The organism is Paenibacillus ehimensis NBRC 15659, from assembly GCF_004000785.1.
GTDB lineage: Bacteria > Bacillota > Bacilli > Paenibacillales > NBRC-103111 > Paenibacillus_G > Paenibacillus_G ehimensis.
Genome location: NZ_BILX01000123.1, coordinates 1 through 11771, shown reverse-complemented (window position 1 = coordinate 11771; position 11771 = coordinate 1). Strand labels below are relative to the sequence as shown.

The 11771-nt window shown below is 59.1% G+C and carries 12 protein-coding genes; 5 read left to right on the top strand and 7 right to left on the bottom strand.

All coding sequences use genetic code 11. From position 1 onward, the window contains the following. The first annotated feature begins 201 nt into the window (after positions 1–201). Positions 202–1479, top strand: coding sequence for a BaiN/RdsA family NAD(P)/FAD-dependent oxidoreductase (locus tag PEH01S_RS32960; protein ID WP_127490311.1), 1278 nt, complete (start codon positions 202–204; stop codon positions 1477–1479). Between the two features lie 351 nt (positions 1480–1830). Here the strand turns inward: PEH01S_RS32960 and PEH01S_RS32955 are convergent, their stop codons facing one another. Both PEH01S_RS32955 and PEH01S_RS32950 read right to left on the bottom strand, forming a co-directional pair. Beyond that, positions 1831–2700: a cation diffusion facilitator family transporter gene (locus tag PEH01S_RS32955; protein ID WP_025852470.1), complete on the bottom strand. Its 870-nt coding sequence runs from the start codon at positions 2698–2700 to the stop codon at positions 1831–1833. Positions 2701–2955: 255 nt separating this feature from the next. Beyond that, positions 2956–3381 (bottom strand): hypothetical protein, encoded by a 426-nt coding sequence (locus PEH01S_RS32950; protein WP_025852468.1) that lies wholly within the window; start codon positions 3379–3381, stop codon positions 2956–2958. 168 nt (positions 3382–3549) lie between these two features. On the opposite strand from PEH01S_RS32950, the gene PEH01S_RS32945 reads away from it, so the two are divergent. Continuing rightward, the gene (locus PEH01S_RS32945) at positions 3550–3885 is read left to right on the top strand and encodes a hypothetical protein (protein ID WP_127490310.1); all 336 of its coding nucleotides are present in this window, start codon (positions 3550–3552) and stop codon (positions 3883–3885) included. 92 nt (positions 3886–3977) lie between these two features. Here the strand turns inward: PEH01S_RS32945 and PEH01S_RS32940 are convergent, their stop codons facing one another. Further along, positions 3978–4469 (bottom strand): NUDIX hydrolase, encoded by a 492-nt coding sequence (locus PEH01S_RS32940; protein WP_025852464.1) that lies wholly within the window; start codon positions 4467–4469, stop codon positions 3978–3980. A 250-nt stretch (positions 4470–4719) separates the two neighbouring features. Between PEH01S_RS32940 and PEH01S_RS32935 the strand changes: the two genes are divergently transcribed. The 3 genes from PEH01S_RS32935 to PEH01S_RS32925 all read left to right on the top strand — a co-directional run bounded on the left by PEH01S_RS32935 (position 4720) and on the right by PEH01S_RS32925 (position 7200). Further along, complete coding sequence (locus tag PEH01S_RS32935; RefSeq protein WP_025852462.1) at positions 4720–5676, top strand: aldolase catalytic domain-containing protein; 957 nt, start codon at positions 4720–4722, stop codon at positions 5674–5676. A 104-nt stretch (positions 5677–5780) separates the two neighbouring features. Then, a complete protein-coding gene (locus tag PEH01S_RS32930) occupies positions 5781–6323 on the top strand; it encodes an MOSC domain-containing protein (protein WP_127490309.1) in 543 nt (180 codons plus the stop codon). A gap of 52 nt (positions 6324–6375) precedes the next feature. After that, the gene (locus tag PEH01S_RS32925; RefSeq protein ID WP_025852458.1) at positions 6376–7200 is read left to right on the top strand and encodes an SPL family radical SAM protein; all 825 of its coding nucleotides are present in this window, start codon (positions 6376–6378) and stop codon (positions 7198–7200) included. A gap of 262 nt (positions 7201–7462) precedes the next feature. Here PEH01S_RS32925 and PEH01S_RS32920 read toward each other — a convergent pair whose 3' ends face one another. From PEH01S_RS32920 to PEH01S_RS32905, 4 genes are all read right to left on the bottom strand, one after another. After that, the gene (locus PEH01S_RS32920) at positions 7463–7936 is read right to left on the bottom strand and encodes a DUF3221 domain-containing protein (protein WP_127490308.1); all 474 of its coding nucleotides are present in this window, start codon (positions 7934–7936) and stop codon (positions 7463–7465) included. 162 nt (positions 7937–8098) lie between these two features. Continuing rightward, entirely contained in the window at positions 8099–8989 is an 891-nt protein-coding gene (locus PEH01S_RS32915; RefSeq protein ID WP_127490307.1) for a sugar phosphate isomerase/epimerase family protein, read from the bottom strand. After that, the gene (locus PEH01S_RS32910) at positions 8986–9948 is read right to left on the bottom strand and encodes a Gfo/Idh/MocA family protein (protein WP_127490306.1); all 963 of its coding nucleotides are present in this window, start codon (positions 9946–9948) and stop codon (positions 8986–8988) included. The genes PEH01S_RS32915 and PEH01S_RS32910 overlap by 4 nt, the downstream gene beginning before the upstream one ends. 80 nt (positions 9949–10028) lie before the next feature. Beyond that, positions 10029–11771: cadherin-like beta sandwich domain-containing protein (locus tag PEH01S_RS32905; RefSeq protein ID WP_174807197.1), on the bottom strand; the 1743-nt coding region annotated here is incomplete at its 5' end.

Sequence of the window (11771 nt, the reverse complement as noted above, 5' to 3'; positions counted from 1 at the left end):
CCCATTGTAACGTATTGCCTGTGAAAAAGCACCCCATATTCCACCGTCCGTCGTTGCCCGCGAACGGCCGCATTTCAGCTTGCGGCCCGCTTTTCATCTTCGTGCGGCAGCCGTCTTCCGCAGCCATTTTGGGATCGTTCCGTTTTGGGCTATAATACTAGCAAAGACGCTTCATGAGCAGGAACAGAATGGAGAAATGATATGAAGTACGATGTCATCGTCATCGGCGGCGGGCCCTCCGGCTTGATGGCCTGTATTGCCGCCAGCAAGCAGGGCGCCCGCGTCGTGCTGGTCGATAAAGGGGACAAGCTCGGACGCAAGCTTGGCATCTCCGGGGGAGGCCGGTGCAACGTTACGAACGCGAAGGAAATCGACGAGCTTATTAAGCATATTCCGGGCAACGGACGGTTTTTACACAGTGCGTTCGCCCATTTCGGCAATCGCGAAATCATCGCCTTTTTCGAAAATCTCGGCATCCGGCTGAAGGAAGAGGACAACGGGAGAATGTTTCCCGTGACGGACAAAGCCAAGACCGTCGTCGATGCGCTCGTCGGCCAAGTCCGCAAGCAAGGCGTGGACATTCAGGTAAACCGCGCAGTAGAGCGGGTGCTTTACAAGGACGGACGCACCGCAGGCATTCGCCTTCGGACAGGCGAGACGATTGCCGGAACATGCGTCGTCATCGCCAGCGGAGGCAAATCGGTGCCGCATACCGGTTCGACCGGCGACGGCTACGCTTGGGCCGAGGATGCGGGACATACGATCACGCCGCTGTTTCCGACGGAAGTTCCGCTGACGTCCGGCGAGCCTTTTATCAAGAGCCGGGAGCTTCAAGGCTTGTCGCTGCGGAACGTGGAGCTTACGGTCTGGAATGCCAAGGGAAAGAAAATCATTGCCCATCAGGGCGACATGCTGTTTACCCATTTCGGCTTATCCGGCCCGATCGCGCTGCGGTGCAGCCAATTCGTCGTGAAGGAGCGGCAAAAAACGGCGGAGAAGCAGGTGCTGACCACCATCGATTTGTATCCGGACAAAAGCGTGCAGGAGATCTATGACGAGACGATGGCTATGGCCAAAAACGAGCCGAAAAAAGCGGTCAAAAACGTGCTGAAGGGGTACGTCTCCGAACGCCTCGTCCCGCTTCTGCTCCGGCAAGCCGGACTGGACGAGCAGACGACGTACGATAATATTCCGAAACAGCCGTGGATGGAATTAAGCAAGCGGATCAAAGCGTTTCCCGTGAAGGTGAACGGGACGCTGTCGATTGAGGAGGCTTTTGTCACCGGCGGTGGGGTGAATTTGAAGGAGCTCGATCCGCGGACGATGGGGTCGAAGCTCATGGAGGGCCTGTTCTTTTGCGGCGAGATTCTCGACATCCATGGGTATACCGGTGGCTATAACATCACGGCTGCCTTCGCCACAGGCTATACGGCAGGTACGTTCGCCGCACAGGCTGCGCAAGGCGCGCTTGAAGTTTAGAAGACCGGTCTCAGTTCCCGAGATGCCAAAAAAGAGGGTGGCCCGCACCGCAGGCCATCCTCTTTCGGTTTATGATGAGCGGCTTGTTGACAGGTTACAGCTCGGTCAGCGCTTGAACCACCAAATAAGGCAGCATCCCGATAGCAATCAGACCGAACAAAAACCCTTTTACGATGGACTTTAAAGCATGGAGCATGATGCATTCCTCCCTACACTCTTTTTATCTGTGTCTAATCTGTGACTTACTTTCATTGTAATTTTCAATTGTTACGAATTTATGACGTTAACCTGAAACGAACGTTAAATTAACAAAAAAACGGGGGTCCCTTTCGTAAAAAGGAACTCCCGTTTCTATTCGACGTAAGGCTCGATATGAACGTGCACGTTGCCAATCTGATGCTCCTCCAGCATCCGCTTCTCGATCTCGTCGCTGATGTCGTGACTCTCGCCAACGGACAGCTCGGCGCTGACCTCCACGACGACGTCCAGCAGCACGCTGCTGCCGTGCACCCGGGCCCGGATGTCCTTGATCCGCTCTACGCCGGGCGTCTGGCGCACCGTCTGCCGGAACACCTTCAACTTCTTGTCGTCGAACCCGTCGGTGAGCGCGTGAGCGGCATCGATGAATACGTCCCACGCCGTCTTGCAGATCACCAAGCCGACGGCGAGCGCCGCGGCCGCATCCAGGATCGGATAGCCAAAGCGAGACCCGATAATGCCTACGGCTGCGCCGATGCTCACGAGCGCATCCGACCGGTTATCGTAGGCGGCCGCCGTCAACGACTGGCTGTTAAGCCTTTTCGCCAGACGGCTATTATACAGATAGACCCCCCACATGACGACCGCGCAGCCGAGCGCAATCCATGCGGCCAACAAATCCGGGGCCTCACGTTCAGTGACGAAAAAGCTTCTGCACGCCTGCAGCACGACTTGAATCCCGGCCGCAGCCATAATGAACGATGCGACGAGCGAGGCGATCGTCTCGGCCCGTCTGTGCCCGTAAGGGTGGTCCCGATCCGGCGGCTTGCGCGAGATGCGCAGTCCGATCAGCACGGCGAGCGATACGATAATATCGGTCGAATTATTGATTCCGTCGGCGGTGAGCGCCTCGGAGCCGGTCGTATACCCCATGCTGATCTTAAAAGCGGCTAGCAGGATATACGCGACGATGCTGACCCACGCGCCCTTTTCGCCTTCTTTTAACGGATCATGCGTTTCCACGGCGGTTCCCCTCCATCACTCTTGCCAAAATCAGCTTGCTTAAAGTCAGGCTCATCATATCAGACGAAAACCGTGTGGGTCTAGAGAAACAGTGTTTTACCCGCCAATAAAAATAGGTCGCGTGCAACTTTGTTTTACCGGTCAAAGGATGTGAGAAACAGCCAACAAAAAGGGAGCGGGCCAAAAAAAGAAACAGCGGCCCGCGCCTCGCCGGGTAACCGCTGTCCGGACGCGGCGTAAACCGCCGCTTACCGCTTAGAAGCGCAAGCCGGCATCGAAGCCGTTATAGTCGTCGCCCGACGGATCGAACGGCACATCCTCATCATTATATGCGCCGCTGGAGCGGTTGACATAATCCGAAGCGGACACGGCCGGCTCGCTTTCGGTCCAATCCTCGTTCACGAAATGCGCCGGAATCGGGATCAGGTTATCTTGGTCGTAGGCCATGGCGTAAGCGGCCGTTTCGCTCAGCGAGCCTTCCGCTTCGATCAAGCGTCCCCCGTACGCCTGGACGATTTCGAGCGCGGACGTCAGATCGTGCCGGTCTACGATGACATGCAGGGCCGGATGCTTCAGGTTCGTATGCGGACTCACGCGGTACCCCAGCTCCTCCAGCATATCCTGGGCCAACGCGGCCGAATGCTGAGACTCGAATTGAAACAAAATCGGTGTGCTGCTCATAAGATCCCTCCGCTTGTCGGTAATAGGTTCACGTTTGGTTCTAGTTTGCCCCGATGAAGGATGCTTATTCCAAGCGCGGCACATACTCCCTCGCCCGCAGGCATAGGATGATAGCGAACCGCTGCCTTATCCGGCTTCGCCGAATCCTATCCGAGAGAGGTGTACGCCATGAACAACGGACCGCCCGAAAGCCCCCAGCCGGAGGACGTGCGTTCGAACCAATGGATTGCCATCGCGGCGTATTTGTTGTTTTTCGTGCCGCTGCTTGCCGCTCCGCAGTCGAGGTTTGCCATGTTTCACGCCAATCAAGGGCTGGTGCTGCTCTTAACCTCGATCGCCGCCAATCTGGTGCTCGGGCTGCTGCCGCTGATCGGGCTGCTGCTCGTCCCGCTGGCCAACCTCGGCCTGCTCGTCCTATTCATTATGGGCATTCTGAACGCCGTGAACGGGTGGATGAAGCCGCTGCCGATTATCGGCGGCCTGAGCTTGATCAAGACGCCTTAGACACACGCGGCAAGCCAAAAAGACGTTCCGTATCCTTCGCTTTGACTTAGGAAACGGGACGTCTTTATTTTTGTCATAAACCGCGGCGTCTTCTAGCGCACAACCTCTGGCAGCGGCCGCCGTTCGACGGTCAGCAGCTTTCCCTCGCGAAAAAAGCAGCGGTGCTCCGCACAAGGCTCTCCGGCCAGCATCGCCGGTAGAAAATGCCGGACATGCTGCACCACGCCGTCATTTTCCGGGTCGATCACCCATTCGACCGGCTTCCATGCAAGGATCCCCTCGGCCGTCTCCATCGGCAAGGCCGGCAGTGCATCATCCGGAGCCTCTCCGATAAAAGCGTACATCCCCCCGGCATCCCGGCCGTCCACCTCCCACGTCACGGTCCCCCCGAAACGAACCGCCTCCGCTTCGAGACGGAGCCCGGTTTCCTCTTCAATTTCCCGTATGGCGCTAGCCAGCGGCGTTTCTCCCGGCTCCAGCTTGCCGCCGACCCCGTTCCACAGCCCAAGCAGCGGCGCTTTGCCTCGGTTCAGCATGAGCAAACGACCGCCGCTGCGAATAAAAGCGACATTGTATTTCAGCATGTCTCGCTCCTCCTGTCCCGCAAAATCCGCTTATCTTTCTCCATTATAATGCAAGTTTCCACAAAGTCCCGGAAAATCCTGCAACTTTTGCTTATTTTCGGTGAATATGCGATTGCCACCGTACGGGGAATTTGTTATCATTGACAAGTGGCGAGCCATATGTAATATTTATTATAAAAACGTATGCTTTACTGCTTAAAAGCTTAAAAGCCACGAAGCGGTCGCCTATTTTGGAGAGGAGTCAATCATTATGGTCAGGGAAAACCACAATATTTTGGACTGCACCATCCGTGACGGCGGTTTGGTCAACAACTGGGATTTTAGCGTCGAGTTTGTCAAAGACATGTATTACGGTCTGAGCGAAGCCGGCGTCGAATATATGGAGATCGGCTATAAAAACTCGGCCAAGCTGCTGAAGGGCGCTGAAGCGGGTCCTTGGCGCTTTTTGAACGAGGATTTCCTGAAGGAAGTCATCCCGCAAAAAACGGACACCAAGCTGTCTGCGCTGGTCGACATCGGACGCGTTGACGAGAAGGACATTCTCCCCCGGGAAAATAGTCTGCTCGACCTGATCCGCGTAGCGACCTACATAAAAGATGTGGATAAAGCGCTCGATCTGGTGCAGAAATTCCATGACTACGGCTATGAAACGACAATCAACATTATGGCGCTCTCCCACGTGATGGAGAACGATCTGAACGAAGCGTTCGAAGAAATTGCCAAGAGTCCGGTCGATGTCGTGTACATCGTCGACTCGTACGGCAGCATGGACTACCGGGACGTCGAATATCTCGTCTCCAAATTCCAGCGTCTTCTGCCGAATAAGAAGCTCGGCCTGCATATGCATAACAACATGCAGCTCGCCTTCTCCAATACGATTATGGGCGCCACCAAAGGCGTCGAGTTCCTTGACACATCCGTATACGGCATGGGACGAGCTGCCGGCAACTGCCCGACCGAGCTGATCGTCAGCCATTTGAAAAATCCGAAGTACGACGTTCGTCCGATCCTCGGCATCATTGAGAAGCATATGATCACTATGCGCGAGAAGTGGGAATGGGGCTACATCATTCCTTACATGATCGCCGGCGTATTGAACGATCATCCGCGTTCGGCCATGGCGGTTCGCGCCAGCGACAAAAAGGACAAGTTCGTGGAATTCTACGACAAAATGACATCCCCCGAAGCAATGCCGGCCGGCGAGTAATTCCGGCTGCCGCTAGCGGTTCATGCACAAAACCCGGTTTCCCTTGGAGGAAGCCGGGTTTCTTGTCTGATAAGCTTAACCTTGTACGGAAAGGGGAATACGCTATGAAAACATTTGAAGCCCGGGTCAAGGCTGTGCTGGCCGCCCGCGATCCGCATACGTTCGTCACCGCGCGGGAAAGCTCCGTCACCGTCGATCTTGCCGGCATTCCCGGCGACCGCCATTACGGGCTGACGCGGCCTGCCGACAGCCGGCAGCGGTTTTATCCGCGCGGCACCGACATTGCCAACCGGAGACAAATCAGCATCGTCTCCGTCGAGGAATGCGCCCAGATCGCCGAGCGGCTAGGGCTGCCCGAAGTGCTTCCGGAGTGGCTCGGCGCCAATCTGCTGCTGGAAGGCTACCCTTCCCTCACCCTCCTGCCGCAGGGCGCGCGCCTGCTGTTTCCTGCCGGAACGGGCTTGATCAGTGAAGGCGAGAACCTGCCCTGCACGGGGCCCGGTGAAATGATCGCCGAAGCGACAGGCAGCTCTGCGGCAGCTACCCGCTTCACAGCTGCCGCCAAGAAGCGGCGCGGCATCGTCTGCTCCGTCGAGCGCATAGGCACGATCACAGAAGGCGATATCGTGCGCATTATGATCGAGTAACCGGGCGTGATCCGGTCGATTCCTATTTTACAAGCGAAGCGAGGTGCGGAAGATGCTGCCGACCGTTACGTTCAAAGCTCCCAAGCAGCTGCTCAATGCGGCCACCGGTTACTTGACGGGCTATACGCATACGCTCAATCCTTATTCCGGCTGCGCCTTCGCCTGCACCTACTGCTACGTGCGCGAAATGCCGGTGGCAAAGTTTCGCCCGGAGCCTTGGGGAAGCTGGGTCGACGTCAAATCGTCGGCCGCGGAGCTGCTTGCCAAGGAACTCGTCCGGGCGAAACGCAAGGGCCCGGTCTCCATCTTTATGTCCTCCAGCACGGACCCGTACCAGCCGATCGAATACCGGACCGGGCTGACCCGTTCGCTTCTTGAAACGATGGCCGGAGGGGACGCGCCCGATTTTGTGCTGCTGCAAACCCGCAGCCCGCTCGTCACCCGGGATATCGAGTTGCTCCGGCGGCTCGGAACGCGCGTGCGCGTCAGCCTCACGGTCGAGACCGACCTGGAGCCGATCCGCAAGGCGTTCACGCCGGCCGCGCCGCCGATCCCCGCCCGGCTGCGGGCGCTGCGCGAGCTCGTCGAAGCGGGCGTACCCGCGCAAGCGGCCGTCTCGCCCGTGCTGCCAAGCAGCGGGGGCTTCGCGCAAGCGCTGCGGGATACCGGCGTGACGCGGCTCGTCGTCGACGACTTCTTCATGGGCGACGGCAGTCTCGGACGGCGCACGGAGCGTCTCGGCATCCGCCGTATGTACGAGTCGCTCGGTCTGGAGGCTTGGTATGACCGGGACGCGTACCGGCAAGTACTGGAGCAGCTCAAGCGGCATTTTCCGGAAGAGCGGATTTTGGTGAGTCAGGCGGGCTTTTTGCCGTGAAAAGAAAGAAGCGCGGGCTCATGTCGGGTTCAGGCTGTTGAGAAAGTGGTCAGATGAGATAATAGAGGTTACGATGGGGTGGGGTATCCACTTCCGACCGCTCTTGTCCTCGGGAAATTTGATTGGAAGCCGCTTAATAGCGGACATTTCCCGAAGACAAAGGCGGCCGCTATCGCTTCTCCAGTGGATACCCCACCTCCGTATGCATCTCTATTTTTGTAAACGACCACTTTCTCAACAAGCTCCCCCGGCTCATGCCGGGCTATCGCTTGTTCAGGATTACAAGCTTCCCCGCCAGAGCCTGAACGGGATAGGATTCCGCCACCGGGCCGTCGAAGGCAATCTCCACTTCCGAGCCGACCGTCAGCTCTTCGATCGCGGCGCGGGTAAGCTCCGCACCCTGCTTTTTATAGATTTTCGTATGCTCGCGCAAGGACACCGATGCCTTGTCGTAAGGCTGGTTTTCCGTCGTAGGCCCTTCAACCATAATGGATACGATTTTTCCTTCGGGGTTCGGCTCCGCCGAGACCCCATCTTTGCTGGATACCGAAGCATTCGGATCCTCCGGATGGCCGGAAGAAGACGGTGCTGTTTTCGGAGCTTTGGCCACAGAGGTAATTGTGCCGCGAATATCGATCCGGTCCGGCTGTTTCTGATTCCCTATATTCCCGCCTACGAACAGTGCCGTACCCGACATAACAAGGAAAAGCACCAATCCGGCTAACATTTTCCCCATTCGATTCCCTCCCAAGCCAATCATGAGTATCCTTTCCTATCCTTATGACGCTTTTTCCTTGGCCATTGTTGCCGGGAACCGTTTTCCGACCGGAGGAAAGTTAAAACAAAAGAGACACCGGTACCCCGATAACTCTGTGCTATGCCTCTTATGTCGGGCCGCCTAACCCTGCCCTACTTCCGCTCGAACGCTCTCCATTAAGCGGAGCAAGCTGTCCATACACTCCCGTGACGCTTCTTCTCCGCCTTCCGAGAAGGCGCTGCCGGAAGGACGCTTAAGCTGCTCCTCCGTAAGCTGCGAACGCAAGCGGTAGTGCGTCTCCACGACCAGATAGCCGTCATAGCCGTCCGCAAGCAGGCGCTGCAGCAGCGCGCGGTAATCCACTTCGCCCTCCCCGATCGCAACGCCCTGCACGCCGTCCGCCGTCCGTACCGCATCCTTCAAATGAATATGGCAGATCTCTCCTCGCAAATGCTCGTAGCCATCCGGATAAGGCACTTCGCCGTCCGGGTCCCATAAGTCGTTGCCCGGATCGTACAGCGCCCGAAGATGCGGGGAAGCCACCGCCTCCAGCAGCCGCCGCACTTTGGCGCCGTTCGTCGCATAGACGGCCGGGTCGAATTCGAGCGCGTAGACGAGTCCCGCCGCTTCCATCATCCCGGCGACTCCGCGCAGCCGCTCCGCGATACGCGGCAGCGCTTCGTCGAACGGGTCTTGCGCCCAGAAGCTGAAGCCCCGGACGTAACGGCAGCCGAAGCGGCGGGCCAGGTCCGCATAACGTTTCAGAATGCCGATATGCTCTTCGATTTGCGCCTCGTCGTCCAGCTCGCATTTAAACACCGGCGAAGATAAGCCGCATACCGTCAGGCCTGCCTCCCGCAGCCTCGTAGCGAGTGCATCGATCCGCTCGTCGGTTAGCTTGTAGAGCGGCTGATCGTCGACCGAGCGCAGCTCGACCGCTTCCAGCTTATAGTCGCGGCAGAAGCGGATCACCGCTTCGATATCCTGCGACACCTCGTCGGTCAGTACGGCCAGCCGAAACGGCCATGTCATGACGGGCTGCCCCCTTCCCGGGCAGCGACCGTTTCACCGACTGTCGGGGAGGCGCCAAGCGATACCGGCTGTCCCGTGACGCGGCTTTCATTGGCGGCTTCCATGAAGCGCACGACCTCCAGCGTCTCGCGCAGATCGACCGCCGGGCGGCCGCCGGCAAACCAGCCGACGACGCTTTCGAGCAGCAGCGCATAGTACGGCTTGTCGGACGCGTAGACGTCGGCGTACAGCGTCTGTTTCTCGCGGTGCACGCACGCGCCGAACCTCCGGTTGCCCCGGCGGTTCCCGCGGATGGTGCCGATGCGGCCGTCCGACCAGGTGCCGACGATGAGATCGTGATTGTCGTTCGTGTGCGCCTGCACCCGGATGCAGCCCGGCCCCATGGCGGCGTACAGCATGTCGGCCGTATGCACGCCATACCAGAACAGCCCCGGCTGGGTCGGCTGCAGGTCCATCGGACCGTAGCAGTCCGCGCCGATAATGGCTCCGCCCTCCTCCGCAGCGATCGCCTCCGTCAACGTTTGCGCGAAGCGGACGGCGGAGCAGCTCATGACCTCGACGCCGTGCTGCCCGGCTAGACGCGCGATTTCTTCAGCCTCCCGCGAGCTGACGCTTAACGGCTTGTCGATAAACACGGGCTTGCCGTAAGTCGCAATGCGGCGAAACTGCTCCAGATGCGCCCGTCCGTCCACGGATTCGAGCAGAATCGCGTCGCAGCGCTCCGCGACGGCTTCCGGCGTATCGACGATCTCCACGCCGTGCTTGCTCCGCAGCGTCTCCGTGAAGCCTTCCACCCGTCTGGCGCTCAGCTCGAAATCGGGCGAGCTGCCCGGAAACGCGACCGTTACCCGGGCTCCCGGGACATGATGCTTATGATTCGGGTCGTTCAGCAGTTCGGTAAAATCGACGGCATGCGACGTATCCAAGCCGATCATGCCAATACGAAGTATAGAACTCATTTACAGATGCCTCCTGTTCTTGGACTTGCCTGCGAGAGCCTTCCGTCCGGTGAGAGCGTTCTCGAAGACGTAAGCGTCGGCTACCGGACGTAACTACTGCTGCCGGCTGCGGCGCGGTTGACGGTTATCGTATAGCTGTCCGTCGTTCCGTCAGGTCCGGCGGTCCGGACCGTGATGCGATTCGCGCCCGGCTGCAAAGCAACCTCTGCGGGAGCTCCCGGAATCGCGAGGGTTCCGTTCACGAATACGGCGGCGTTGGCCGCCTCCGGGCGGGCCGTCACGGCAAGCCGGTACGTATCGGCGGATACCGAAGCGGTATACTGGAGCCGGTCCGGCGCAAAGGACGGCTCCAGCGCGCCTGCGCTGAGGCTTAGCGCTTGCAGGCGGACCCGCGGGTAGAGCGCCGCCGTATGCGGCGCGTCGTACGCCTGCGCCCAGTAATAGCCGGCCGACGTGATGCGGCGCGGCTCGAACCCGGCCTGCGCGCCCTGCGGCAGCGCTTCGGAAGCAAGCGTGATGGCGCCGCCGGACGCAAGGCCGCCGGTATACTTGCCGCCGGCATACGTGAAGCGCCCGTACACTCCCGCCGTCACAGGCTGCCCCGTCGCCTTGTCGACGACTTGCAGCGCTGCGCTGGCGCTGCTCCCGCTGCGTGCGATCTGCAGACCCGAGACGATCATCGGCTTAAGCGCCGTCGGCCCGGTCTTCGCGTGCGTCTCCGCGGAAGCCGGGCCGATGTTGCCCCGGACATCCATGGCGGCCACTTTATAATAATACGTCGTATTCGGCAGCAGCCCGATATCCTTGAAGGACAAGCTTCTTGCGGTGCCCACCGCCGATGCGGCTCCGGCCGTAAAGCCCGGCTGCGTGCTGCGATAAATGACGTATTTATCTACCTCGGTATTATCGAACGCCATCCCGTAAGACAGCTGAACGGTACTGTAGTCCGCCGCGGTAGCCACAGGATGGCGGGTGACCGCGGTCGGCGGCTCCGTATCGGCCGGCGGCTGCCAGAACACGGCTCCCGGCCCCCAGTGCGACGGCAGGGCGCGGAGCGAATCGTAATGGTGCATCGCGATGCCGCCGAAGCCCGGCTTGCCTCCGAACGCCGCATACACTTTATCAAGCTCGGCTTCCATCGCCGTCCGGCCTTCCTCGCGGAACGTGATCGTCTCCGGATCGCCGCTATTGGCGATATCCAGCGTCTCGACGCCGATCACGACGGAGTTCGGCTTGCCGATCTTCGCCGCATAGGCGATTTCGCCTTCCGCGCCGACAATGATGCCTGCCGTCCCGTCGGCCGTATCGCGGTAATCCATGATCGAGATGTAGTCGGAAATGTCCTGAATATGCTCGGACAGCCATTTCGTTGCGCCGTTCCATTCAATGTTCTTGGACTCGTTCGACGAGTCGTACCACTTCGGTATGGCCGGACCGATCGGCAGATCGATTCCTGCGGCGTCGCGCCGATCCGCCATCTTTTGCGACAGGTCCAAATATTGCTTTTGAAGCGAAGGATATTGCGCCTTGAAATCCGGCGAGATATACGGCTCGATATCGACGTTCACGCCGTCGAAGCGCGCGCCGGCCGGCGAAGCGAGATTATAGTTGATGATCTTCTCCAACTCGCGCAGCGCCAGCGAATGGTACTCCGCGTAAGCGCCCATATACGGCGGCGACGTGCCTCCTGCGATGCAGGCGAACACCTGGTATCCCCGGGCATGCGCCCATGTCAGAAAATCACGGACCGCCTCCCGGTTATCCTCCAGAATATCGATCCCGCCATAAGAGCCCACGGCGAAATAAAATACGGTTATCGGCTC

What these genes read in the sequence shown, in the direction of transcription:
- PEH01S_RS32960 (WP_127490311.1), top strand. Translation starts at nt 202, where the DNA reads ATGAAGTACGATGTCATCGTCATCGGCGGCGGGCCCTCCGGCTTGATG.
- PEH01S_RS32950 (WP_025852468.1), bottom strand. Translation starts at nt 3,381, where the DNA reads ATGAGCAGCACACCGATTTTGTTTCAATTCGAGTCTCAGCATTCGGCC.
- PEH01S_RS32945 (WP_127490310.1), top strand. Translation starts at nt 3,550, where the DNA reads ATGAACAACGGACCGCCCGAAAGCCCCCAGCCGGAGGACGTGCGTTCG.
- PEH01S_RS32940 (WP_025852464.1), bottom strand. Translation starts at nt 4,469, where the DNA reads ATGCTGAAATACAATGTCGCTTTTATTCGCAGCGGCGGTCGTTTGCTC.
- PEH01S_RS32935 (WP_025852462.1), top strand. Translation starts at nt 4,720, where the DNA reads ATGGTCAGGGAAAACCACAATATTTTGGACTGCACCATCCGTGACGGC.
- PEH01S_RS32930 (WP_127490309.1), top strand. Translation starts at nt 5,781, where the DNA reads ATGAAAACATTTGAAGCCCGGGTCAAGGCTGTGCTGGCCGCCCGCGAT.
- PEH01S_RS32925 (WP_025852458.1), top strand. Translation starts at nt 6,376, where the DNA reads ATGCTGCCGACCGTTACGTTCAAAGCTCCCAAGCAGCTGCTCAATGCG.
- PEH01S_RS32920 (WP_127490308.1), bottom strand. Translation starts at nt 7,936, where the DNA reads ATGGGGAAAATGTTAGCCGGATTGGTGCTTTTCCTTGTTATGTCGGGT.
- PEH01S_RS32915 (WP_127490307.1), bottom strand. Translation starts at nt 8,989, where the DNA reads ATGACATGGCCGTTTCGGCTGGCCGTACTGACCGACGAGGTGTCGCAG.
- PEH01S_RS32910 (WP_127490306.1), bottom strand. Translation starts at nt 9,948, where the DNA reads ATGAGTTCTATACTTCGTATTGGCATGATCGGCTTGGATACGTCGCAT.